This window comes from Streptomyces sp. NPDC012769, from assembly GCF_042901205.1.
GTDB lineage: Bacteria > Actinomycetota > Actinomycetes > Streptomycetales > Streptomycetaceae > Streptomyces.
The window spans coordinates 886815-909061 of sequence record NZ_JBIBCP010000002.1 but is presented as its reverse complement, the minus strand read 5'-3'; the positions used below and the strand labels follow the sequence as shown (position 1 = coordinate 909061).

Annotated in this window: 24 protein-coding genes; 17 read left to right on the top strand and 7 right to left on the bottom strand. The window is 72.9% G+C overall.

The window, feature by feature from the left end; translation table 11 throughout:
* Window positions 1-69: 69 nt before the first annotated feature.
* The 4 genes from lipB to ACFY7C_RS13170 all read left to right on the top strand — a co-directional run bounded on the left by lipB (window position 70) and on the right by ACFY7C_RS13170 (window position 3040).
* Window positions 70-894 carry a lipoyl(octanoyl) transferase LipB gene (gene lipB / locus ACFY7C_RS13185; RefSeq protein WP_389649506.1) on the top strand — a complete coding sequence of 275 codons (825 nt, stop codon included), beginning with the start codon at window positions 70-72 and terminating at the stop codon, window positions 892-894.
* A 102-nt stretch (window positions 895-996) separates the two neighbouring features.
* Window positions 997-1950, top strand: coding sequence for a lipoyl synthase (gene lipA, locus ACFY7C_RS13180; RefSeq protein WP_389648306.1), 954 nt, complete (start codon window positions 997-999; stop codon window positions 1948-1950).
* Window positions 1951-2109: 159 nt separating this feature from the next.
* Entirely contained in the window at window positions 2110-2319 is a 210-nt protein-coding gene (locus ACFY7C_RS13175) for a hypothetical protein (protein ID WP_389648303.1), read from the top strand.
* A gap of 10 nt (window positions 2320-2329) precedes the next feature.
* Entirely contained in the window at window positions 2330-3040 is a 711-nt protein-coding gene (locus ACFY7C_RS13170; RefSeq protein WP_389648300.1) for a DUF4191 domain-containing protein, read from the top strand.
* 78 nt (window positions 3041-3118) lie between these two features.
* Here ACFY7C_RS13170 and ACFY7C_RS13165 read toward each other — a convergent pair whose 3' ends face one another.
* Window positions 3119-3586: an RDD family protein gene (locus ACFY7C_RS13165; protein ID WP_389648297.1), complete on the bottom strand. Its 468-nt coding sequence runs from the start codon at window positions 3584-3586 to the stop codon at window positions 3119-3121.
* A gap of 232 nt (window positions 3587-3818) precedes the next feature.
* On the opposite strand from ACFY7C_RS13165, the gene glnA reads away from it, so the two are divergent.
* Window positions 3819-5228 carry a type I glutamate--ammonia ligase gene (gene glnA, locus ACFY7C_RS13160; RefSeq protein WP_389648294.1) on the top strand — a complete coding sequence of 470 codons (1410 nt, stop codon included), beginning with the start codon at window positions 3819-3821 and terminating at the stop codon, window positions 5226-5228.
* A gap of 68 nt (window positions 5229-5296) precedes the next feature.
* On the opposite strand, the gene ACFY7C_RS13155 is transcribed toward glnA, so the two are convergent.
* Window positions 5297-6250 (bottom strand): hypothetical protein, encoded by a 954-nt coding sequence (locus ACFY7C_RS13155; protein ID WP_389648291.1) that lies wholly within the window; start codon window positions 6248-6250, stop codon window positions 5297-5299.
* A 217-nt stretch (window positions 6251-6467) separates the two neighbouring features.
* Here ACFY7C_RS13155 and ACFY7C_RS13150 point away from each other — a divergent pair, with 217 nt between their 5' ends.
* The 5 genes from ACFY7C_RS13150 to ACFY7C_RS13130 all read left to right on the top strand — a co-directional run bounded on the left by ACFY7C_RS13150 (window position 6468) and on the right by ACFY7C_RS13130 (window position 10213).
* The gene (locus ACFY7C_RS13150; protein ID WP_389648288.1) at window positions 6468-6875 is read left to right on the top strand and encodes a hypothetical protein; all 408 of its coding nucleotides are present in this window, start codon (window positions 6468-6470) and stop codon (window positions 6873-6875) included.
* Between the two features lie 9 nt (window positions 6876-6884).
* Window positions 6885-7964, top strand: coding sequence for a hypothetical protein (locus tag ACFY7C_RS13145; protein WP_389648285.1), 1080 nt, complete (start codon window positions 6885-6887; stop codon window positions 7962-7964).
* Window positions 7961-8149 (top strand): hypothetical protein, encoded by a 189-nt coding sequence (locus ACFY7C_RS13140; RefSeq protein ID WP_389648282.1) that lies wholly within the window; start codon window positions 7961-7963, stop codon window positions 8147-8149. Before ACFY7C_RS13145 ends, ACFY7C_RS13140 begins: the two co-directional genes overlap by 4 nt.
* A 133-nt stretch (window positions 8150-8282) precedes the next feature.
* Complete coding sequence (locus tag ACFY7C_RS13135) at window positions 8283-9005, top strand: tRNA-dependent cyclodipeptide synthase (RefSeq protein ID WP_389648279.1); 723 nt, start codon at window positions 8283-8285, stop codon at window positions 9003-9005.
* Window positions 9002-10213, top strand: coding sequence for a cytochrome P450 (locus tag ACFY7C_RS13130; protein WP_389648276.1), 1212 nt, complete (start codon window positions 9002-9004; stop codon window positions 10211-10213). The genes ACFY7C_RS13135 and ACFY7C_RS13130 overlap by 4 nt, the downstream gene beginning before the upstream one ends.
* A gap of 78 nt (window positions 10214-10291) precedes the next feature.
* Here the strand turns inward: ACFY7C_RS13130 and ACFY7C_RS13125 are convergent, their stop codons facing one another.
* Window positions 10292-10567 carry a hypothetical protein gene (locus tag ACFY7C_RS13125; RefSeq protein ID WP_389648273.1) on the bottom strand — a complete coding sequence of 92 codons (276 nt, stop codon included), beginning with the start codon at window positions 10565-10567 and terminating at the stop codon, window positions 10292-10294.
* Window positions 10568-10703: 136 nt separating this feature from the next.
* Between ACFY7C_RS13125 and ACFY7C_RS13120 the strand changes: the two genes are divergently transcribed.
* Window positions 10704-11063, top strand: a complete 360-nt coding sequence (locus ACFY7C_RS13120) for an arsenate reductase family protein (protein WP_389648271.1) — start codon at window positions 10704-10706, stop codon at window positions 11061-11063.
* Between the two features lies 1 nt (window position 11064).
* On the opposite strand, the gene ACFY7C_RS13115 is transcribed toward ACFY7C_RS13120, so the two are convergent.
* Together ACFY7C_RS13115 and ACFY7C_RS13110 are read right to left on the bottom strand one after the other, a co-directional pair.
* Window positions 11065-11925, bottom strand: a complete 861-nt coding sequence (locus ACFY7C_RS13115; protein WP_389648268.1) for an alpha/beta fold hydrolase — start codon at window positions 11923-11925, stop codon at window positions 11065-11067.
* 48 nt (window positions 11926-11973) lie between these two features.
* Complete coding sequence (locus ACFY7C_RS13110; RefSeq protein ID WP_389648266.1) at window positions 11974-12888, bottom strand: Gfo/Idh/MocA family protein; 915 nt, start codon at window positions 12886-12888, stop codon at window positions 11974-11976.
* Between the two features lie 316 nt (window positions 12889-13204).
* Here ACFY7C_RS13110 and ACFY7C_RS13105 point away from each other — a divergent pair, with 316 nt between their 5' ends.
* The 5 genes from ACFY7C_RS13105 to ACFY7C_RS13085 all read left to right on the top strand — a co-directional run bounded on the left by ACFY7C_RS13105 (window position 13205) and on the right by ACFY7C_RS13085 (window position 18917).
* The gene (locus ACFY7C_RS13105) at window positions 13205-14620 is read left to right on the top strand and encodes a hypothetical protein (protein ID WP_389648263.1); all 1416 of its coding nucleotides are present in this window, start codon (window positions 13205-13207) and stop codon (window positions 14618-14620) included.
* Window positions 14617-15801 (top strand): hypothetical protein, encoded by a 1185-nt coding sequence (locus ACFY7C_RS13100; RefSeq protein ID WP_389648261.1) that lies wholly within the window; start codon window positions 14617-14619, stop codon window positions 15799-15801. Before ACFY7C_RS13105 ends, ACFY7C_RS13100 begins: the two co-directional genes overlap by 4 nt.
* A gap of 141 nt (window positions 15802-15942) precedes the next feature.
* Window positions 15943-16974 (top strand): glutamine synthetase, encoded by a 1032-nt coding sequence (gene glnII, locus ACFY7C_RS13095; RefSeq protein ID WP_389648258.1) that lies wholly within the window; start codon window positions 15943-15945, stop codon window positions 16972-16974.
* A gap of 148 nt (window positions 16975-17122) precedes the next feature.
* On the top strand, window positions 17123-18052 hold the full coding sequence (locus ACFY7C_RS13090; protein ID WP_389648255.1) for a DUF6891 domain-containing protein: 930 nt from the start codon (window positions 17123-17125) through the stop codon (window positions 18050-18052).
* Between the two features lie 331 nt (window positions 18053-18383).
* Window positions 18384-18917 (top strand): winged helix-turn-helix domain-containing protein, encoded by a 534-nt coding sequence (locus ACFY7C_RS13085; protein ID WP_389648252.1) that lies wholly within the window; start codon window positions 18384-18386, stop codon window positions 18915-18917.
* Here the strand turns inward: ACFY7C_RS13085 and ACFY7C_RS13080 are convergent, their stop codons facing one another.
* Entirely contained in the window at window positions 18918-20402 is a 1485-nt protein-coding gene (locus ACFY7C_RS13080) for a PepSY-associated TM helix domain-containing protein (RefSeq protein WP_389648249.1), read from the bottom strand.
* Window positions 20403-20476: 74 nt separating this feature from the next.
* A complete protein-coding gene (locus ACFY7C_RS13075) occupies window positions 20477-21109 on the bottom strand; it encodes a hypothetical protein (RefSeq protein ID WP_389648246.1) in 633 nt (210 codons plus the stop codon).
* A gap of 268 nt (window positions 21110-21377) precedes the next feature.
* Here ACFY7C_RS13075 and ACFY7C_RS13070 point away from each other — a divergent pair, with 268 nt between their 5' ends.
* A complete protein-coding gene (locus tag ACFY7C_RS13070) occupies window positions 21378-22178 on the top strand; it encodes a tyrosine-protein phosphatase (protein WP_389648243.1) in 801 nt (266 codons plus the stop codon).
* Window positions 22179-22247 lie beyond the last annotated feature (69 nt).

The window sequence follows — 22247 nt, the reverse complement described above, 5'->3', positions numbered from 1 at the left end:
CATGGTGCCGAGCCGGCTCCCGCCCCGGGACGATCCCCGGAACCCGGCCACCGGCACCCAGGAGGAGGCATTGCCGTGAGTGTGCGATTCGTCCGTCTGGGCTTCGGCGAGGACGCCGTCGACTACCAGGTGGCGTGGGACAAGCAGCGCGAGGTGCACGCCGCCCGGTTCGCCGACGAGGTCGAGGACACCTGTCTGCTTCTGGAGCACCCTCCCGTGTACACCGCGGGCCGGCGCACCGAGGAGAGCGAGCGCCCCCTGGACGGGACGCCCGTCGTGGACGTGGACCGCGGCGGCAAGATCACCTGGCACGGCCCCGGACAGCTGGTGGGTTACCCGATCATGAAGCTGCCCCGCCCGGTCGACGTGGTCGCGCACGTCCGCCGGCTGGAGGAGGCGCTGATCCGCACCGCCGCCGAGTTCGGCCTGGAGACCACCCGGATCGAGGGCCGCAGCGGCGTCTGGGTGCTCGGCGACCCGATCGAGCAGCGCCCCGCGCTCGGCGGCCTCTCCCTGGACTTCGACCCGCGACTGACCGACGAGGAGTTCGACCCGCGGCTGAACGGCCCGGAGTACGCCCCGTCCAACGCTGGCCAGCGCCGCGAGGACCGCAAGCTCGCGGCCATCGGCATCCGGGTCGCCAAGGGCGTCACCATGCACGGCTTCGCCCTCAACGTGAACCCCGACAACACCTGGTTCGACCGGATCATCCCCTGCGGCATCCGGGACGCCGGCGTGGCCTCCCTGGCCAACGAGCTGGGCCGGGACATCACGATCGCCGAGGTGCTGCCGGTCCTGGAGAGGCACCTGAGTGAGGTCATGGCGCACGCGGAGCTGAAGCCGCGGGAGATCGAGCGGAAGACGGAGCGGCCTGTGGAGACGGCGACCGCCTGAGGAATGCCGAGCTCTGGCCACGGGTTGGCCAGACGTAGCAAGGCATGGAAGCAACGGGCGTACCCTGGTGTGCGCCGAAGAATCGAAGCTACAGGAGCCGATGTGTCCGCAGTCGCACCCGACGGACGCAAGATGCTGCGCCTGGAGGTCCGGAACAGCCAGACCCCCATCGAGCGCAAGCCCGAGTGGATCAAGACCCGGGCGAAGATGGGGCCCGAGTACAACAAGCTGCAGGGGCTCGTGAAGAGCGAGGGGCTGCACACGGTCTGCCAGGAGGCGGGCTGTCCCAACATCTTCGAGTGCTGGGAGGACCGCGAGGCGACCTTCCTCATCGGCGGCGACCAGTGCACCCGCCGCTGCGACTTCTGCCAGATCGACACCGGCAAGCCGCAGGCCCTCGACCGTGACGAGCCGCGCCGCGTGGGCGAGTCCGTCGTCACCATGGACCTGAACTACGCCACCATCACCGGCGTCGCGCGCGACGACCTGGAGGACGGCGGCGCCTGGCTGTACGCGGAGACCGTGCGCCAGATCCACCAGCAGACCGCCGAGCGCCCCACCGGCCACACCAAGGTCGAGCTGCTGGCCCCCGACTTCAACGCGGTGCCCGAGCTCCTGGAGGAGGTCTTCGCCTCCCGCCCCGAGGTCTTCGCGCACAACATCGAGACGGTGCCGCGGATCTTCAAGCGGATCCGTCCGGGCTTCCGTTACGAGCGTTCCCTCGAGGTCATCACCAAGGCCCGGGACTACGGTCTGGTCACGAAGTCGAACCTGATCCTCGGCATGGGCGAGACCCGCGAGGAGGTCAGCGAGGCGCTGCGGCAGCTGCACGACGCCGGCTGCGAGCTGATCACCATCACCCAGTACCTGCGTCCGTCCGTGCGGCACCACCCCGTGGAGCGCTGGGTGAAGCCGCAGGAGTTCGTGGAGCTGAAGGACGAGGCCGACGAGATCGGCTTCTCCGGCGTGATGTCGGGCCCGCTGGTCCGTTCGTCGTACCGGGCGGGACGCCTGTACCAGCAGGCGATGGAGCGGCGCAGCCGCGCCGAAGCCTGAGGATTCCCTGCGTGGCCGATGCGGCCGTCCGGACGGACGGCCGCATCGGCCGTGTCATGGGCTTCATCAGTGTTTGACCACCGGGTCACGTCCTGGTAACACCAATCTGTGAGGCTGTTCTCACTCACCGCCACCGAGCGCTCACGGAGGCCCTCGCCCATGCAGGCCGCGCACATCCGAGCCACCGCGTTCCCGTCCGTCACCGGCACCCTGAGGGCCGTCGAGTCCCTGCTGCTCGCCCGTGGGCAGCGCACCGCCCGGCGTAACGCCTGGACCTCGGTTCTGGAGGACCGCCGCCGCGCCAAGGACCGGGTGGAGGCCCAGCACGTCATGGAGGCCGTGGCGGGCCGGGCTTCCCGGGCCACGTAAACTTCAGGACATGGCGAGGAAGGCAAACACGGGCGGCGCTGACGCCGCGAACCCCGGGCGACTGAAGCAGATCGCCCTCACGTACAAGATGACCCGGAAGGCCGACCCGAAGGTCGGTCTCGTCGTCGCGGGCGTGGGCATCGTCGTGCTCGGTGTCCTCCTCGCGATCGGCTTCCTGATCGGTCACCCGGTCTACCTGGGCATTCTCGGCTTCGTTCTGGCCTTCCTGGCGATGGCGATCGTCTTCGGCCGGCGTGCTGAGAAGGCGGCCTTCGGGCAGATGGAGGGCCAGCCGGGCGCCGCCGCGGCGGTGCTGCAGAACATCGGGCGCGGCTGGACGACGACCCCGGCGGTGGCGATGAACCGCAACCAGGACGTCGTGCACCGGGCGGTCGGCCGCCAGGGCATCGTCCTGGTCGCCGAGGGCAACCCGAACCGGCTGAAGCCGCTGCTCGCGGCCGAGAAGCGGAAGATGGCCCGCATCGTCCCGGACGTGCCGGTGACGGACATCATCGTCGGCAACGACGAGGACGCCGGCCAGGTGCCGCTGAAGAAGGTCCGCACCAAGATGCTGAAGCTGCCGCGGCTGCTCGCCGGCCCCCAGGTGACGGCGACGAACGACCGGCTGCGGGCGATGGGCGACCTGATGAGCAACATGCCGCTGCCGAAGGGCCCGATGCCGAAGGGCATGCGGATGCCGCGCGGCGGAAAGATGCGCTGACCGTACGCGCGAGCGTACGAAGGGGCGCCCCGGACCGATCGGTCCGGGGCGCCCCTTTTCACGGTCGGATTCTTACGGTCAGATCCGGACCTGGACGGCGCCGGCGAACCGGTCGTGCAGGCCGCGGCCGTCGCGGTCCCAGATGAGGGCGGGGATGGCGAGGCAGACGAGGACGCTGCGGACGACGACGCGGAGCAGGCCGAGACGGCCGCCGTTCACGGAGACGACCCGGAGCCCGAAGAGCCGCTTGCCGGGGGTGGAGCCGATGGTGCCGACCGTGAGCACGCTCAGGACCAGCAGGATGAGCAGGGCCCAGTTGCCGGTGGCCTGGCGGTAGCCGTCGGTGATGAGGCCGTATGCGATCAGCATGCAGAGGGCCCAGTCGACGGCGAGGGCGCCGAGGCGGCGGCCGGGGCGGGCGATCGAGCCGGGGCCCTCCTCGGGCAGACCGAGCTGCTGCCCCCGGTAACCGAAGTCCACGCCCGCTTCTTCGGCCGCGGCGCGCGGTCCGGAGAGCCATGATCCGAGTGCTTGCCTGTTGTCCACCCGACCACGGTACTGCGCCCGTTTTTGATCACTTCGGCCTGGGTCGGGCCGGGGCCGGCGGGAGCGCGGGGGCCGTGGCGGCGCACCCGCCCCGGTTAACTTCGACGAAACAAATGGGTCATGCTTGAGAAATCCCGTCTGCCTATGGTCGGGTCCTGCGTGTGCCACCGCACTGGCCGCACGACCGAGCTGCAACCCCGCCCCTCCCCGGGCCGGGAGTAGGAGGAGTTGGATGTTCCAGAACGCCGACGAGGCCAAGAAGTTCATTCAGGACAATGACGTCAAGATGGTCGACGTCCGTTTCTGCGACCTTCCGGGCGTGATGCAGCACTTCACGATCCCGGCGACGGCGTTCGACCCGTCCGAGGAGCTGGCCTTCGACGGTTCGTCGATCCGCGGCTTCCAGGCCATCCACGAGTCGGACATGGCCCTGCGCGCCGACCTGTCGACGGCCCGCCTGGACCCGTTCCGCCGCGACAAGACGCTGAACATCAACTTCTTCATCCACGACCCGATCACGGGCGAGCAGTACAGCCGTGACCCGCGCAACATCGCGAAGAAGGCGGAGGCGTACCTGGCCTCCACCGGCATCGCCGACACCGCGTACTTCGGCCCCGAGGCCGAGTTCTACGTGTTCGACTCGGTCCGCTTCGAGACCTCGGCGAACCAGGGCTTCTACCACATCGACTCCGAGGCCGGCGCCTGGAACACAGGCAAGGAGGAGGACAACCGGGGTTACAAGGTCCGCTACAAGGGCGGCTACTTCCCGGCCCCGCCGGTCGACCACTTCGCCGACCTGCGCGCGGAGATCTCCCTGGAGCTGGAGAACGTCGGCCTCCAGGTCGAGCGCCAGCACCACGAGGTCGGCACCGCCGGCCAGGCGGAGATCAACTACAAGTTCAACACGCTGCTCGCCGCGGCCGACGACCTGATGCTCTTCAAGTACATCGTGAAGAACGTCGCCTGGCGCAACGGCAAGACCGCGACCTTCATGCCGAAGCCGATCTTCGGCGACAACGGCTCGGGCATGCACGTCCACCAGTCGCTGTGGTCGAACGGCGACCCGCTCTTCTACGACGAGCAGGGCTACGCGGGCCTCTCGGACACCGCCCGCTACTACATCGGCGGCATCCTCAAGCACGCCCCGTCGCTGCTGGCCTTCACCAACCCGACGGTGAACTCCTACCACCGTCTGGTCCCGGGCTTCGAGGCCCCGGTCAACCTGGTCTACTCGCAGCGCAACCGCTCCGCCGCGATGCGCATCCCGATCACGGGCTCGAACCCGAAGGCCAAGCGCGTCGAGTTCCGCGCGCCGGACCCGTCCTCGAACCCGTACCTCGCCTTCTCGGCCCTCCTCCTCGCGGGCCTCGACGGCATCAAGAACAAGATCGAGCCGGCCGAGCCGATCGACAAGGACCTCTACGAGCTCGCCCCCGAGGAGCACGCGGGCGTCGCCCAGGTCCCGACCAACCTGGAGGCCGTCCTGACGGCCCTCGAGGAGGACAACGAGTACCTCCAGGCCGGCGGTGTCTTCACCTCCGACCTGATCGAGACCTGGATCGACTACAAGCGCACCCACGAGATCGCCCCGATCCAGCTGCGCCCGCACCCGCACGAGTTCGAGCTGTACTTCGACCTCTAAGCCGGACCTGCCGATCCGCTGAGGCCCGTCGCCCCTCCTGGGGGCGGCGGGCCTCGCCGTTTCCGTCGCTACGCCGGGGACGGCTCGGGGATCCGCCAGTCGAACCGATAGCGCTGCTCGGGCGGCAGGCCGATCCTGCCGACCGGGCCGAACGACTTGACCAGATAGCCGAAGACCTGGTGCCGCGCCTCCTCGGAGATCTCGTGCCAGGTCTCCGGCGTCACCGTCATCACCTCCCGCATCAGCGACGCGTCCGACTCCGCCTCCAGCATCGCGACCCGGTCCTCGCGGTCCATGGTCTCGTCGGCGTGCATGGCCGCGATCGACCGCTGGAGCAGGTTGGGCTCGACGGCGAGGCGCCGGAGCAGCAGGTCGCAGCCATGAAGGTAGGCCGTGTGCATGTCGACGGCTTCCTGGTCAGGGAAGTGGTAGCCGTACGGGGCTCCCTCCCCCGCGCCGAGGTAGTCGCCCTTCAGGGTCTTGAGCAGAGCACGCAGGGCCATCTCGGCGCCGCTCTCCTCGATGAGGCGCAGGCCGAGCTCCACCCACTCGTCCTCCGTCATCATCGGCTCGTGGGGAACGGCGAGGGAGGGGTGGATCTCGATGGCGTTGAAGGGGTTGATCATCAGACCGAGGACCGCCTCGGGGGTCCATCGGCCGTCGTCGGTGCCCCAGCCCTGGGACAGGCCCAGTTCGCGGGCCGACTGCTGGCCGCCGGACTCCCCCTCCCGTACCGCGCGCCACAGCTTCAGGAACCGTGCCACCTCGCCGGCCGGGTCCCTCGGCGGGTCGACGCAGGCGGGCGCCAGCACCTCGACGATCGACTGCACGGTCTCCCAGCGCGGGACCGTGAGCCCCTTGAGCGCGGCGCGGACGCCCTCGTAGCTGACGGCCGCGGGATGGTCGCCCTCCTTGATGAGCTTGCTGATCCTCCGCATGCTGGGGCGGCCGGCCGCGCGGTGGAGCTCTTCTAGGGCCCGCACCAGTTCCTGGTGCGCGGGGTGGGGCGAGGTGGTGGCCACGGTGCGGGTCCCTTCGGCCGTGAGGCGGTCCGGACGTGCGCCGGAAGCTGTCAGATGGCGTCAAGAGCTTAGAAGTCGCAGGCCACGGGGCGCGTGTCAGATTCCGCCAACTTCCCCGTGCGGACCGTCAGACGGCGGCAAGTGGGATGAGCGGCCCTCCAGCATGGAGGCAGCGCCGTGACCGAACCGGCGCGGTCTTCCGAGGAGTTGAACCCCTGTGCACATCCCTGCCTACGCCCATGCCACGATCCGGGCCGCGCTGCCGACCGTGCCCACCTCCCGGCAGGTGGGCGCCGTCGACTGCTGTCTGTGCGACGAGCCGTTCGGGGAGCGGGCGGCCGTGCCGCTCGGTCCGACGCCGGAGTCGGGTCTCTTCGGCTGCCGGGAGTGTCTGACCCGGCTGGTCGCCAGGGCGCGACGGGCGCGGGACGCGGATCGGTTGCGGGACGCGGAGCGGGCCCGGGACGAGTCCGCGGAGTGGGAGCCGGCCCGGGCACGGCACCTCGCCCGGTTGGACCGGGTGCGCGAGGCGGCGGAGGCCGTGGCCGAGCTGGCCCGGGACGGCGAGACGGCCGCGCTGCGGGTCGCGTGGCTCCTCGTGTCGCTGGAGTCGGCGTACACCTGACTGCCGGAGGTGCCGGAGCCGCCGCCGTCGGTGGGCGGGGAGGACGCGGAGCTGAGGGACGGGGCGTTCCGGCTCGACCTGGCGATGATCTCGGCGCGGGAGGCGGTCGCGGAGCGGCTGGCGTATCACGTGCTCAACGAGGCCCAGGGGGAGGAGCCGGAGATGTGCGAGGAGTTCGGGTGTCCGGACGACTGCTCGGGGCGGCATGACAGCTCGCACATCGACTGCGGGCCGGACGCGGTCTTCGACGACCTGGCCGAGCACGGTGTCACCGTGGAGAAGCCGGAGCCGGAGCCGCTCGGACCGGCGCTGCGGGCGCTGCTCGATCGCGTGGGCGCCGAGCGCGGAACCGGCGGTGGCGGCGGGGACGACGGGGGTCCGGGGGTGGCGGCGGCGTCGGGGGCGCGGATGGCGCACCTGGTGGAGGGCGCCGAGGCCGTTCTCGACCACTTCGGCATCCCCGTGGACGATCCGGAGGCCCTGTTGAGCGCGGCGGCGGTCGGTCTCGTCCACGACGCCTGGCGGGAGGGTCCGCTGGACGAGATTCTTGAGCGGGAGGGCGGGCCGAGCGACGGGGAGATCTTCGCGCAGAGCGTCGATCTGTACCGCCGGGCGAGAGCGGCGCTGCTGGCCGCGCGGGACGACGGTCCGGAGGCGCTGGCGGCGTTCGTGGCCGTCGCCTCGGACGTACGGCTGCGGTGGGCCGGTGACTCCGGTTTCCTGCTGCGGCAGGTGGCGGCGGGAGCGGACGACGCCTCGCTCGGGGAGTTCGTCCGGCATGTCGACAGCCGGGTGTGGTTCACCGGTGAGGTGATGCGGGCGCAGGGCTGGCGCGGGGCTCTGCTGCACCGGGCGGCCTCGGCGGCGGTCAAGGCGCCCGCCCACTTCGGCATGCCGGCCTGGCCGTCCGTGGTCGACGCGGTCGTGGCCCGGCTCGCCGGGACGGACCGTTCCGGCGGGCCGGAGGGCCTGGCCGATCTCGGCGCGGTGGAGCGCGCCCTGCGCGAGGCGCCCGACCGGCTCGGGGTGGAGGCGCTCGACTGGATGGTGCGGCGGGAGCTGCTCGACGGGCCGGTGGGTGCGGCGTGAGCTGGGACGCGGTCGCCCTCTTCCTGCTCGCGCTGTTCGGGTGCGTGACGCTGGTGCTGGCGCAGGTCGGAGACGTACTGGACCGGCTGCCCCGGCTGATCCGCGCGTGGCGGGAGGTGCGGCGCGAACTGCGCGAAGGTCCCGGCGGGTCGGGTACGCAGAGTGAAGAACAGGTTAACGACTGACGAACACTCATGCGTACCCCCGGGTAGGTGGTTCACGCTCCGCGACTGATCGATAGCGTGTCGTCGTCGCGGCCGCCACACCCGGAGCACTGGGCTCCGCTGGGACTAGTTGGCGCGATGAGGAATTCCGAACGTGACTCAGGCGGCATACGCCCCTGCGGAGACGCTCCGACTCCAGCCGTACACCGACCATTGCCGTGTCATCGCCGACGAGGGCGCACACGTGGTCATCGGCGTCTCACCGGGAAACAGCTATTTCACCGCTCAGCGGCTGCGCGATCTGGCGCGCTGGGGGTTGGACCACTTCGAGCGGGTCGATCTCGTCTACACCGACCTGCATGTGGCCGATATGTACGAGGCACTCGGCTACGGGGCCGACGAGGCGCGGCGGAAGGCCGTGAAGAACCTGCGGGGGGTGCGGGCCAAGGTCGCCGCGGCCGTCGCCGAGGCCGATCCGACCGGCGTGCGGATGCGGGCGCGCGGGATGTCGGAGTTCGGGTCGGTGCCCGCGTACCAGGAGCTGCACCGGGAGGTCGTGGCGGCGGTGGCCGGCGACCCGGTGGTGCGGGAGACCTGTGACGCGCTGACCGGCATCTTCCTGGCCGGGAAGCTGACGCCGGGCCAGGAGGTCACCGAGCGGCAGCGGCAGGTGTGCCGGGCGTACATCTGCGCCGAGGTGCCGCTGTTCCTGGACACGCCCGCGATCCTCGGGGTGCCGTCCTCGCTCAACTGCTACCACCAGGCCCTGCCGCTGGCGGATCTGCTGTACGCCAGGGGCTCCGGACTGCGGGCCTCGCGCAACCAGGGCCACGGCATCCTCACCCCCGTCCGGCCCGTCGAAGGAGATGTGCGATGACTGCGATGACCCGTCCCACCATGGACCCGGCGACCGACCTGCCGGCGTTCCCGTTCGACTGGAACGGCACCCGGCTGCCCGCCGAGATCGAGGAACTGCGCGCCGAGCCGGTGCGGAAGGTGCGGACCATCGCCGGGGCGGAGGCCTGGCTGGTCTCCTCGTACGGGCTGTGCCGGCAGGTGCTGGAGGACCCGAGGTTCAGCCTGAAGGACACCTCGGCGCCGGGGGTGCCGCGGCAGTACGCGCTGACGATCCCGCCGCACGTGGTGAACAACATGGGCAACATCACCGGCGCGGGGCTGCGCAAGGCCGTGATGAAGGCCATCAACCCGAAGGCGCCGGGTCTGGAGGAGTGGCTGCGCGCGCGGGCGGGCGCTCTGGTGGACGCGATGGTCGAGGAGGGGGCGCCCGGGGAGCTGCGGAGCTGCTATGCCGACCCGTACTCGGCGGGGCTGCACTGCCGGATCCTCGGGATCCCCGAGGAGGACGGGCCGCGGCTGCTGCGCAGCCTGGACGTGGCGTTCATGAACGCGCCCAGTGAGATCGAGGCCGCGCGGCTCAACTGGGACCGGGACATCGCCTACATGGTCGAGCGGCTCGACGATCCGGCGACCACCGGGCTCATGGCGGAGCTCGCGGCGCTGCGCGACGATCCCGAGTACGCGCATCTGACGGACGAGATGCTGGCCACGGTCGGGGTGACGCTGTTCGGCGCCGGGGTGATCTCCACGGCCGGTTTCCTGACGATGGCGCTGGTGTCGGTGCTGACCCGTCCGGATGTGCGGGAGGTGCTCACCGGGGACGGAGGCGGGGTCGCCGGGGCGATGGACGAGCTGCTGCGGGTCAACCTGTCGATCGGCGACGGGCTGCCGCGGCTCGCGCTGGAGGACGTGTGGCTCGGTGACGTGCTGGTGAAAGCGGGCGAGCTGGTGCTCGTGCTCGTGGAGGGGGCCAACCACGATCCCGACCACTTCCCCGAGCCGCTGGCCTTCCGGCCGGACCGGGAGAACGCCTCCGACCACCTGTCGTTCGGCGGCGGAGGCCACTACTGCCCGGCGACCGCGCTCGGCAAGCGGCACGCCGAGATCGCTCTGGAGACGCTGCTCGAGCGGCTGCCGGGGCTGCGGCTCGCGGTGCCGGTCGAACAGCTGGTGTGGCGCACCAACTTCATGAAGCGGCTGCCCGAGCGGCTGCCCGTCGCCTGGTAGCGGAGCACCGTAAGCGGAGCTCCGGAAGCGGTGTGCGCGGGGCGCTGCCCGGCCCGTGGCCGGGCAGCGCCGTCGGGGTCAGCGGCCGTAACGGATCAGGGCGCGGACCATGTGGCAGGTGGTGTCGGAGGGCGGGTGGATGCCGAGCTGGCCGGCGGTCGTGCGTATCTTCGCGTTGGTGGCCCGGGAGGGCAGGTAGACGCCCGCGTCGAGCAGGGCGATCGCGAGGCGCATGGCCTTCAGCCGGCGGTTGTGGGTGACGTACCACTCGCGGGGGCGGCCCGCGGGGAGCGGCTTCCTCTGGAGCGGCTTCCAGGGTTCGAGGGACGGTGTCCGGATCATGGCGACTGCCATGGGCGACCTCCTGGCGAACGGTGGGCGGGGGCCCTCCCCGGGACCCTCGCCTTCACCCCCGATTTTAGTGGCCACCACTGACAATCGCCCCTGGCCAGAACGGCTTTCGGTGTACGCGGGCGGTACGTTGGGGGGCATGGAGATCTGGATCAATCCCGCCTGTTCCAAGTGCCGCGGCGCGCTGACCCTGCTGGACGCCGAGGGCGCCGACTACACCGTGCGGCGCTATCTGGAGGACGTGCCGTCGCCGGACGAGATCCGGGAGGTGCTGGAGCGGCTCGGCCTGGAGCCGTGGGACATCACGCGGACGCAGGAGGCGGCCGCCAAGGAGCTGGGCCTCAAGGACTGGCCGAGGGACGCGGCGAACCGGGACCGCTGGGTGGAGGCGCTGGCGGCGCATCCGAAGCTGATCCAGCGGCCCATCATCACCGCGGACGACGGCACGGCCGTGGTCGCGCGATCGGAGGAGGCTGTGCGGGACGCGCTGTCCCGCTGAGTCAGTGCGTGAAGTGGCGGGCGATCCGGGCGTGGGTGCCCGGCGGGGCCGCCACGGGGAGGGTGAAGTGGGTGGCGTCGGCCAGGGCCTCCGTCACCACGCCGGGGACGGCGGTCCGGGCCCGACGCTCCACCGCCCGCGGGTCGTGGACGCGGGACCGGCCGGCGAGGAGGACGAGCGTCGGCGGCTTCAGGGCGGCGAGCCGCTCGGGCGCGGGGCGGGGTCCGCTGACGGGGCGGACGGTGGGGACGGTCGCGGTCAGGGCCTGGAGCCGCCGCCAGTCGGGGTCGAGCGGGGCGCCGCGCGTCTCCCAGTCGAGGAGGGCGGTGTTCCCGGCCGGGGTGGGGCGCAGCAGCACCGGCAGGGCCCGCAGCAGGAAGCGCGGGGCGTAGCCGGTGAAGCAGTTCGTCGGGTCGAGCAGGACCAGGCGGGCGACCCGGTCGGGGGCGGCGAGCGCGTGATGGAGGGCGATCCAGGCGCCGTACGAGTGGCCGACGAGACCGACGGGGCCGTCCGCCGCACCGCCTGCCGTACCGAGCGCGTCGAGGAGGGCGTCGAGCCAGCCGCTGAGGTCCTGGACGGTGCGGATCGGGCGGCTCGGGTCGGGAACGCTGCGGCCCGGCTCGCCCACGAGGTCCACCGCATGGACTCGGTGCGTGGCACCCAGCGCGGCGGCCGTGCCGTACCAGCCGGTGGCCGTGGCGCCGCCGCCCGGCAGCAGCAGGACGGGCGGGGCGTCGGCGGGGCCGTGGCTGATGAGATGGGTGCCGCCGTACGGCGTGGGCACGAGGGTGGTCGTGGTGCCCGCCGGCCACCTGGCGAGGACGGCGTCGTAGGCACGGTCGAAGGCCTCCTGGGCCATGCGCGAGTCCTCTCCCCCGGTCGGTCCGCGTCGTCGGCACCCTATCCGTCAGACCGTCACCATGGGCACCGCCGCCGCTTCCGCCTCCGCCAGGATCTCGGTGAGCCGGGCCCCGAAGCGGACGTCACAGCCGTGCGGCTCGCCGGTCCGTATCGCCTCCAGGAGGGCGTCCACCGCACCCCCGAAGGCGTCGAGCGCACCGTCCCAGCCCGGCATCGTCACCCGGCCCCGCTCACCGTAGAGGGAGAGCGCGGCCTCACTGGCGGCGGGCGGGGCGCTGAGGGTGAGCGTCGCCGTGCTGCTCGCGCCCGAGGCGTGGCGCAGCACCAGGTGGCGGGTGTCGGCCGGGCCCGCCGCACAGGTCACGGCGGTCACGTCGCCGAGGACCGGCAGGAAGACGGACAGCACGTGCGGGCCCACGTCCCACAGGCCGCCCTTCTCGCGCCGCCAGGGCGAGGCCGCGTAGGCACTGGCCGAGCCGGGGGCGAAGAGGGAGCCGAGCCAGTGCGCCTCGCCCAGGAACCAGCCGCCCTCCGCCGCCTGTTCGTCGATCCAGCGCGCGGTGGGTGGCGCGAACCGCAGGGTGCAGAAGACGACGGACGCGACCCCGGCCGCCGTCACCGCGTCGGCGACCTCACGGGCGGTCGCCGCGGAGGTCGCCACCGGCTTGTCGAGGATCACATGGCAGCCGGCCGCCGCGGCCCGCGCCGCCAGCGGGGCCTGCACGTCCGGGGGCAGGGCGAGGGCGACGGCGTCGCTGGCCGCGAGGAGGGCGTCCACGTCGTCGTACGCCCGGGTGCCGCACGCGGAGGCCAGCGCGGCGGCGGCCTCGGGGCGTCTGCCCCACACCCCGCTGAACTCCACGCCCGGATGGGCCGCGAGGGCGGGCGCGTGGGTGCGCTCGGCCCAGGGGCCGGTGCCGAGGAGACCGATACGGGGCTTGGTGCCCGGGAGCTTCGTCATGCCCACCAGTCTGCCGGGCCTCCGCCACCCCCGGCTCCGGGATCCCCCCGACCCGCCCCTGGTCCGGCCCGGAGCGCACGCTCCGGGCGCGCCCCCACCATCCCGCACGCCCGCCCCATCGGCCCGTCCCGCCCCCTCCACCACCTGCTCGACGCCCGCCCGATATCCGGTGGACCTGCTCCCCTCCCCCGGTGCTAGCGTTCCCGGGCCGGCCGCGGGACTCCGGTGCGACTTCCGGGACCTGCCTCTGAAGCAACGTATTCGCTGTTCGCGCCCCCATTCCCCGGCCGGCACCTCGGCGAACGGAGAAGAGAAGATGTCGTCCGACCTCGTGGCCGCCGAGGACGTGCTCCTCTTCGTCAACGCGGCCGTCACGGCCACCGGCCAGCGCGAGTTCCGCGCGTCGGCCGAGGAGCAGCGGCTCTCCCTCGCGTTCCTGCACGAGTACGTGCGCGTCAACTACCGGCCGCTGTACGCCGCCGCGCTCGCGCTCGACATCAACGACCACAACGCCGCGCTGATCGCCGAACACCTGCTGCGCACACCGGCGGAGGCGGAGCCCCGGGAGGGGCGGCTGATCGCGGCGCGGCTCGCCGAGCTGCCGCCGCAGCGCGTCTACCGGCTCTTCGGGGCCCTGCGCGCGGCAGGCGTGAACAACCGGCGCACCCGGGCGATCGTCCGCGACTGGCTGGCGGGCCGCCCCGACCTGGCGCACGACGCCGTGAAGTACCGCTCGGGTCTCAAGGCCGCCGCCCGGCACGCCCGTCTGCCGCTGCCCGGGGAGCACGGCGCCGAGACCGGTGACTTCCTCTTCGCGCCGGGCCGCCGCGCCCGTTACGCGCAGCCCGTCCTGGAGGCCTTCCGCCGGGCGCGCCACGAGCAGGGGGCGCTGTACGAGCTGCCGTTCACGGTGGCCGAGGGGTTCGCCGCCCGGCACGGCGTACCGCGTGAGGTGTTCCTGGAGCGGATGGCACCCCGGATGACCCGGCTGGAGCGGCTGCGCGCCCGCCCGGCGGCGCCGGGAACCGATCTGTCCGTGATGCCGCTGACGCGGCTCGCGCTGTACGTGCTGTCCCTCCCCTTCGGGGAGAGGAGGGAGCGGCGTGCGGAGCTGACCGGGGCGCTGCGGGCGGCGGCGCGGCGGGTGGCCGGACCGCACGCGGGGAGCTGGGGCCGGGTGGCGGCCGTGCTCGACGACAGCTGGTCCTCGTCCGGTTCGGCGGTGAAGCGGCGCCGTCCGCTGGCGGTCGCGCTCGGCTGTCACTTCCTGCTCGAGGCGCTGGCCGCGCCGGGCGCGTACACGGCGCACTGGACGTCCGGCGGGCGCGACCCGCTGCTCGTCCGGCCCTTCGGCGCGACGCCGCTCGGGATGCGGATCGTCGACGCCCTGGAGGACGCCCCGGAGCGGCTGCTGATCGTCTCGGACGGCTGGGACAACGCGCCGCCCGGGCTCGCGGGAGAGGTGCTGCGGGTGTGGCGGTCCCGGCTGGATCCGGAGCGGCGGACGAGCGCGGTCCATGTGAACCCCGTATACGACGCGGCGGGCTTCGACGTGCGCCGGCTCGCTCCGGGGGTGCCGACGGCCGGGATCCGGGACGCGGAGGATCTGCCGGCGCTGGTGGAGATCGCCCGGTTCGCGGAGGGCCGTGAGGGGCTCGCGGCGCTGCGGGCGTATCTGGACCGCCGGGTGGAGCTGTTCCTGGACGGGACCGTGGACGGAGGCGGCCGGTGACCCGGATCGATCTGGCGGGGCTCCATGTGCGGCCCGCGCAGGTGTGGGGCGGGGTGCGGCTGGTGCCGCTGGTGCGCGACGAGCCGATCGAGGGCCTGCGGCTGCACCGGGAGGTGTACGACTGCCGGGGCGCCGCCTCGGTCGACGTCGGCGACGGCACGTCGTACACCTCCTACATCCCGCACGGGCTGGTCGCCGACTGGTCGGAACCGGGTGCGGACCCGGGCAGGGGCCCGGGCACGGACGCGCGCCCGGGCGGGCGGGGGGAGGCCGCCGCCTATGGGACGCGGCTCGGTGACGGGACCCCGGCGGCCGCCGTGCCGGTGCGGCGGCTCGCGCGGCGCCGGCACGGCGAGCCGCGGCTGCGGTTCCTCCCGCTGCACCTCGCCCTGGAGGGGTATCTGGCGCTCCACTTCGGCGGGCCGTCCGTGGTGTGGGACGAGTGGTCCCGCCAGGCGGTACGGCAGGGCCTGTCGCCGCGCGCGGAGGCCACGTACGCGGGATGGCAGGTGCCGGGGCTCGCGGACGCGCTGCGGGTCTTCGAGATCCACCCCGGCCAGTGCGGGATGGTGCTGTACGTGGCCGACGCCCTGGCCGCGGCCTTCGTGGTCCCGCATCCGGAGGACTACCGGGTGCTGCACCCGACCCTGGTGGAGGACCTGTTCGGTGAGCTGGTGCACCAGTACGGGCTGTATGGCGGGCCGGTTCCGGAGTTCACTGCCGCGCTGGACGGCGACCGGGTGCACTCGCTCGCGCAGCTGCGGGCGGCGGCGGACGCGCAGGCGCGGGAGTGGGCCGAGGCGCACGACGGGCTGATGGCGCGGGACCTCCTGGAGACGCCGTACGCCTTCGAGCGGGTCTACCGGGCCGGGCGGTTCGGGCTGTACCGGTTCCTGCCGCCGTTCGTGCGCTCGGGGCAGGAGCAGCACATCGGCGAGCTGATCAGCGACCACCGGGGGCGGACGGCCTATCTGAAGACCTTCCGGCTGTCGGAGGCGCAGATCCGGCGGGGCTATCTGCTGCGCAGGCTCGCGGACTGCGACTGGCACCTGGGACGTACGGCGGAGGCGCTCGGCACCTCGTACGCCGAGGTGGTGGCGAGGATCCGGCGGGCCGGTCTGGGGCAGCTCCTGGAGGCGCACGTGATCGCACGGCGACTGCGCGAAACGCGGGAAAGCTGAGTAACACGGGGTTCACAATCGGGCAACCGACGGGAAATCCCGTGTTGCGAAGCTGCGCGCAGACACGCCACCGCAGCTCTCGCGAAGTCGCGAGCCGCCGCCCCGCCAGCACCCGCAGCACCACGCCAAAGGATGAGGCCCGTGACCTTCAAGGCTGAGTACATCTGGATCGACGGCACCGAGCCGACCGCCAAGCTCCGTTCCAAGACGAAGATCATCGCGGGCGAGGGCCTTCCGCTGGAGGAGCTGCCGATCTGGGGCTTCGACGGTTCCAGCACGAACCAGGCCGAGGGTCACGCCTCGGACCGCGTCCTCAAGCCGGTCTTCTCCTGCCCGGACCCGATCCGCGGCGGCAACGACGTGCTGGTGCTGTGCGAGGTCCTCAACACGGACATGACGCCGCACTCGTCCAACACGCGCGCCGCGCTGGCGGAGACCTACGCGAAGTACGCCGCCCAGGAGCCGATCTTCGGCATCGAGCAGGAGTACACCTTCTTCGAGGGCACCCGCCCGCTCGGCTTCCCGGTGAACGGTTTCCCGGCGCCGCAGGGCGGCTACTACTGCGGTGTCGGCGCGGACGAGATCCACGGCCGTCCGATCGTCGAGGCGCACCTGGAGAACTGCCTCAAGGCGGGCCTGGGCATCTCCGGCATCAACGCCGAGGTCATGCCCGGCCAGTGGGAGTTCCAGGTCGGCCCGCTGGCGCCGCTCGAGGTCGCCGACCAGCTGTGGGTGGCCCGCTGGCTGCTCTACCGCACGGCCGAGGACTTCAACGTCTCCGCGACCCTCGACCCGAAGCCGGTGAAGGGCGACTGGAACGGCGCGGGCGCGCACACCAACTTCTCCACGAAGGCGATGCGCGAGGGCTACGACGCGATCATCACCGCCTGTGAGGCGCTGGGCGAGGGCTCGAAGCCGCTCGACCACGTCAAGAACTACGGTGCCGGCATCGACGACCGCCTGACCGGTCTGCACGAGACCGCCCCGTGGGACCAGTACTCCTACGGTGTCTCCGACCGCGGCGCCTCGGTCCGCATCCCGTGGCAGGTCGAGCAGGACCGGAAGGGCTACATCGAGGACCGCCGCCCGAACGCCAACGTGGACCCGTACACGGTGACCCGACTCATGGTGGACACCTGCTGCGAGGCCCTGGAGAAGGCCGGCCAGGTCTGAGACCGGGTCCGGGACCGGGTCCGGGACCGGGTCTGAGGGACCAGGTCCGAGGGATCGAGTCTGATCCGCGCGCTCCGGGAGGGGGTGCCCGCCGTCACGGCGGGCACCCCCTCCCCGCGTTGTCAGTGCCGTCTGCCATCGTGAACGCATGCTCGACATCACCGTGCGGACCGAGAACGGGGAGCGGCACGTCCGGCCGTCCGAGGAGGACCTGGCCGGGCTCGTGCGGCGCATCGGCGCGGAGGGCGACCGTTTTTTGATCGTGCAGCGGATACCGGACCTGCCGGCCGTGTTCGCGCAGGTCTGGCACGCCGACGGCGGCCCCTACCAGGTGGAGCACCGTGCCGGGGCGCCGGAGCTGCACTACGAGACGCGACTCGACGAGCCGGCACGGGTCGCCGAGGTCCTCACGGCATGGGCGGGCGCCGCCGACGACTGGGCGGCCGACGGCGAGGCCGCGGGGACGGTGTGGGCGAACATGGGCTTCCCGCCCGAGCCCGCCGTGCCCGAACTCCCCGAGGGGATACGGGAGCAGCTGGAGGCCCGGGTGCGCGAGCTCCTCGTCTGCGGCTACGACGACCGGGCGGGGCTGACCGAGACGGCGGAGGACCATCCGGTCTCCGGCGACGAGCGGCCCGTGTCGCGGCAGCAGGCCACGGCCCTGGTGGACCGGCTGTGGCTGGAGCGGGTCGCGGAGACGGCCGGCTGGGAGGGCACGACGGACCCGGAGCGGATCACGGCCGCGTTCGCCGCACTCGACGGCGCCGGGATCGTCGCCCGTGAGCACTTCACCTGCTGCCGCTCCTGCGGTCTGTCGGAGATCGGCTCGGAGGACGGCGCCGAGGGGGCACGGGGGTTCGTCTTCTTCCACACCCAGGGCACGGAGGGCGCCGCGTCGGGCGGGCCGCTGTATCTGCTGTACGGAGGGTTCGACGGCTCCGAGGACACGACCGCCGCGGTCGGCGGCGAGGTGGCCGAGGCGCTGCGCGGGCAGGGCCTGACGGTGGAGTGGGACGGGGATCCCGGGCAGGCGGTGAAGGTGACGGGGCTGGACTGGCGCAAGCGACTGACGGGTTGATGCGGCGTCACCCTCCGGGCGGCGCGCCGGTCCCGATCCGCCGAGGAGGGCACGGTGTGACGTACCGGGGGCTGCCCACCGCACTTCCCTCCTGGTTTAATAGGGATATGGCCAGCATGAAGAACGACACCGCGACGGGTCGCCACGACCTCGAGCCGTTCTGGCCTTCCCGTCAGCACCACGACTTCGACCGGTGCTGTCGGCGCGTGAGGAACGCGTCGGCCCTCTAAAGCCCCGACCGGTAGGTTCCGGTCCTCCGGCCTTCGGCCGACGCGCATGACGTACGTACGACGCCGTCCGTCCGCGACCCGCGCGAAAGAGCTGATTCCTCATGGCCCACACCCAGGCTGCCACCGCCACCCTGACCGCCGCCCGTCCCCGCCTGCGCGCCGTCGACCCCGACGAGATCGCCGGTCTCGCGGGGGTCGCCGACTTCCTGCCGCCCGGCGCCACGCTCCTGCCCGCCCCGCCGCACGCGCTGCCGGCGCTGCCCGGCCGGCCGCCGATGGTCGGCTATCTGGTGCTGCTGCCCGCCGACCAGCGGCAGCCGTCGCCCCCCGGGGTGCCGGAGCCGGGCGCGGAGCAGGGGCCGGTGGCCATCGACGGCGTCCAGCGGATCGCCCGCGTCGACGGGCGGGCGCTCGACCTGACGTATCTGGAGTTCGAGCTCCTCGCCCATCTCGTGGCCCACCCGCACCGGGTGCACACCCGCGACCAGCTGGTCACCACGGTGTGGGGGTACGGGCACGTGGGCGACGGCCGGACCGTCGACGTCCATGTGGCCCGGCTGCGCCGCAAGCTGGGCGCCGAGCACCGCCACACGATCCAGACCGTGCGGCGGGTCGGCTACAAGTACACGCCCTGATCAGGCGGTCGGCGCTCCAGCCCTCGCCCGCGCCCTCGCCCGCGCCTTCGCGACGAGCGCGAGGGCGAGGTCGACGACCAGGAACGCCGCCAGGCTGATGCCGAGCAGCGGCAGGAACCAGCCCACCAGGGCGGTCACCGCGAGCAGCGGGAGCAGCATGGTCGGCGGGACCTTGCGCCACGCCCCGCGCGCGACCGGGCGGCCCGGCCGGCGCAGCCACCACATGCGGTAGCCCCAGACGATCAGCAGGACCAGGGCGAGCGCGAGGGCGGCGAGCGCCAGCTGATTGACCAGGCCGAGGAAGAGGCCCATGTGGGCGTCGATGCCGATCCGGGTCAGCTTCGCGAGCAGCGGGTACTCCGCGAAGCGGAGCCGGTCGAGGACCGCGCCGTCGGCCGGGTTCAGGGCGACCGAGTCCAGCTGGACGGGGAACTGCTTGTCGGTCTCCTTCACCACGTAGCCGGCGCCCTCGGCGGGCGGCGCGACGGAGATCGACGGGCTGTCGATCCCGGCCGCGCGGGCCGCCTCGACGGCCTTGTCGATGCCGATGTCCGCGCCCTGGGCGGCGGTCGGCGGCGCCGGGTGGTGGCCGTCGCCGTGGCCGGCGTGCTCACCGCCGGCGGCTCCGCCCGCGAGGCCCGCGGACAGCGACGGGGTGGCGCCGCCGAGCCGGTCCTGGACGGCGCCGATGTTCTCGCCCGCGTACTTCGACCAGGTCAGGCCGGTGGCGGAGAGCGCCACGAGGCCGGTCACGGCCCACAGGCCGACCGCGCCGTGCCAGGAGAGCGTGCGGCGGCGGGACTTGGGGCCGCGCTCGGGCAGGAAGAGGTCGCGGCGGTTCCTGCGGCGGCGGCCCACCCACAGCAGCAGGCCGCCGAGCGCGACCACCCACAGCCAGGCGGCGGCCAGTTCGCTGTAGTTGCGGCCGAAGTCGCCGAGGTGCAGGTCGACGTGGAGCCGCGAGATCCAGGTGCGCAGCGGAAGCGCGCCGGTGCTGCCGTAGCTGGGCAGCTGTCCGCGTATCTCGCCGGTGTACGGGTCGACGAAGACGGCCGTGGAGGAGCCTTCGGGAGCGTCCGGGTCGGCCATGAGGACCCGGGTGGTGGCGCCGGGTTCGGCGCCGGGCCAGACGGCCGTGACGGTGCCGTCGGCGTTGGCGGCGCGGGCGGCCTCGACCTGGCGCGAGAGCGGCAGGGCGGTGGCGCCGTCCGGCACCGGGACTTCGAGCTCGTGGGCGTAGACCACCTTCTCGGCCTGGTACGAGAGCGCGTAGAGCAGTCCGCTCAGGGCGGCCACGAGGAGGAACGGGGCGACGAGGACGCCCGCGTAGAAGTGGAGGCGCAGGACGAGGGGGCGCAGGGCCGCCCAGCCGCGCGGTCGCTTGGCCGAGTCGGATGAGTCGGGTGAGTCGGGTGAGTCGGGCGTCTCGGGCGAGTCGGGTGTCTCCGCGTCCCGTTCCGGGCGCGCGAGGTCGTCAAGGGTCATGACGGTCCTTGGAGTCGTGTGTCGACAGGGGGAAGCGACCCCCGGGACAGTCAGACGGACGGACGGTCATGCGGTCAGACGATCCGGACTCCGGGGGCCGTGGCGCGGGGTGCGGGCGGGCGGGGCGGGCCGCGGCGGGAGACGGAGTGCGCGAGGAGGACGCCGTGCGGGCGACGGGTGTACGGGCGCGGGCGCACGGAGCGCCGGGACGGCGAGGCGGGGACCAGGGCCCCGGCGGCGGCGAGGAGCAGCCGCAACGGGGCCGCGGCGCGGGCGCCGACGGTCCGGGCGAGGGCGAAGAACGCGGCCTCGCCGCGGGCGAGCCAGAGCCCGCAGAGGAGGGCGGCGAGCAGGTGGACGGCGAGCATGCCGGCGCCGGAGCCCGCTGCGGCGGAGCCGCCGCCCATGGCCATGCCGTGCGCCATGTGTCCCGCGTGCGCGGCGTCGGCGGCGGCGTGGGCGGCCTGGGCGGCATGGGCCGCGTGCGTCAGGTAGGGGTCGGCGAGGACCTCGGCCGGGAGTTCCGCCCCGGGCGTCCCCGCGTCCTCGCCCGCCCCGAAGATCAGGTGCAGCACTCCCTGGACGGCCGTCAGGCCGGTCGCGATGGCGAGGGGGCCGCGGTGACGGTCCGCCGCGGTCCAGGCGAGGACGGCCGTCACCGCGAAGGCGGTGAGCAGGGAGCCGGGCGGGATCGGATGGGCAGACATGGACGAATGCCCCATGGCTGCCAAAGTCACGCACACCGCCGCGAAGAGTGCGGCACGGAGGGCGCGCAGGGGCGACCGGGTGTGCGTCATCGTGCACCCATGCTGCCATCCGGGCGGGCCGTGCGGTATGGCGCCCCGGCGGGCGGCCGAGGGGGCGCCGGGGCGCGTCCGCGCGTCGGGGGGTGGGCTCGGGAGTTCGCCTCCGGCGGGTATCGGCTACGGTTCGTAGGAAAAGTATGATTCATACCGGTTTCGGAGGAGTCGACGTATGCCCGCCATCCCCGCCGCCAGCGTCGCCAACCTCCGCGATCTCGGCACCCTCCCCCTCGGTGAGGGCCGCAGCGTCCGCGAGGGCCTGGTCTTCCGGTCCGGGCAGCTCGACCGGCTCGACGCGGCCGAGCCGGTGGTGGCCGCGCTCGGGATCCGTACCGTCGTCGACTTCCGCACCGCCGGCGAGCGGGCCGAGCGGCCCGACCGGGTGCCGCCGGGCGGGCGGCTGCTCGTCGCGGACGTGCTCGCCGACTACCTGGCGACCAGCGGCCTGCCGCCCGCCGCCCGCCTGAAGACCCTGCTCTCCGATCCGGCGCTCGCCGAGAAGCACCTGGGCGGCGGGCGGGCCCAGGGCGCGTTCGTCCGGACGTACCGGGCCTTCGTGACCAGCGAGTCGGCGCGTGCCTCCTACCGGGCCTTCCTCACCGAGCTGGGCGATCCGTCCACGGGCCCGCTGCTGTTCCACTGCACGGCGGGGAAGGACCGCACCGGCTGGGCGGCGACCCTCGTGCTGTCGGTGCTCGGCGCGGACGAGGAGACGTTGATGGCGGAGTACCTTGCGGTCAACCCCGGCGTACGGGCGGCCTTCGCGCCCCTCATCGAGGGGTTCACGGCGCAGGGCGGCGACCCCGATCTGGCTCTGGCGCTGATCGGGGTCGTGCCGCAGTACCTGGAGGCGGCGCTGGACGAGGTGGCGGTGCGGCACGGCTCGATGGAGAAGTACGTACGGGAGGGACTGGGCGTGCCGGAGGAGGTCACGGACGTCATCCGCGAGCGCCTGACGGTGTACGCGGCCTGACGGCGTGGGGCGGCCCGAGGCGCCCGACCGGGTGACCGGCCCCACCGGGGTGACCATCGCATCATTCGC

Coding starts and splice junctions, on each gene's coding strand:
- ACFY7C_RS13175 (WP_389648303.1), top strand. CDS start 2,110: ATGCAGGCCGCGCACATCCGAGCCACCGCGTTCCCGTCCGTCACCGGC.
- ACFY7C_RS13170 (WP_389648300.1), top strand. CDS start 2,330: ATGGCGAGGAAGGCAAACACGGGCGGCGCTGACGCCGCGAACCCCGGG.
- glnA (WP_389648294.1), top strand. CDS start 3,819: ATGTTCCAGAACGCCGACGAGGCCAAGAAGTTCATTCAGGACAATGAC.
- ACFY7C_RS13130 (WP_389648276.1), top strand. CDS start 9,002: ATGACTGCGATGACCCGTCCCACCATGGACCCGGCGACCGACCTGCCG.
- ACFY7C_RS13125 (WP_389648273.1), bottom strand. CDS start 10,567: ATGGCAGTCGCCATGATCCGGACACCGTCCCTCGAACCCTGGAAGCCG.
- ACFY7C_RS13120 (WP_389648271.1), top strand. CDS start 10,704: ATGGAGATCTGGATCAATCCCGCCTGTTCCAAGTGCCGCGGCGCGCTG.
- ACFY7C_RS13115 (WP_389648268.1), bottom strand. CDS start 11,925: ATGGCCCAGGAGGCCTTCGACCGTGCCTACGACGCCGTCCTCGCCAGG.
- ACFY7C_RS13110 (WP_389648266.1), bottom strand. CDS start 12,888: ATGACGAAGCTCCCGGGCACCAAGCCCCGTATCGGTCTCCTCGGCACC.
- ACFY7C_RS13105 (WP_389648263.1), top strand. CDS start 13,205: ATGTCGTCCGACCTCGTGGCCGCCGAGGACGTGCTCCTCTTCGTCAAC.
- ACFY7C_RS13090 (WP_389648255.1), top strand. CDS start 17,123: ATGCTCGACATCACCGTGCGGACCGAGAACGGGGAGCGGCACGTCCGG.
- ACFY7C_RS13085 (WP_389648252.1), top strand. CDS start 18,384: ATGGCCCACACCCAGGCTGCCACCGCCACCCTGACCGCCGCCCGTCCC.
- ACFY7C_RS13080 (WP_389648249.1), bottom strand. CDS start 20,402: ATGACCCTTGACGACCTCGCGCGCCCGGAACGGGACGCGGAGACACCC.
- ACFY7C_RS13075 (WP_389648246.1), bottom strand. CDS start 21,109: ATGTCTGCCCATCCGATCCCGCCCGGCTCCCTGCTCACCGCCTTCGCG.
- ACFY7C_RS13070 (WP_389648243.1), top strand. CDS start 21,378: ATGCCCGCCATCCCCGCCGCCAGCGTCGCCAACCTCCGCGATCTCGGC.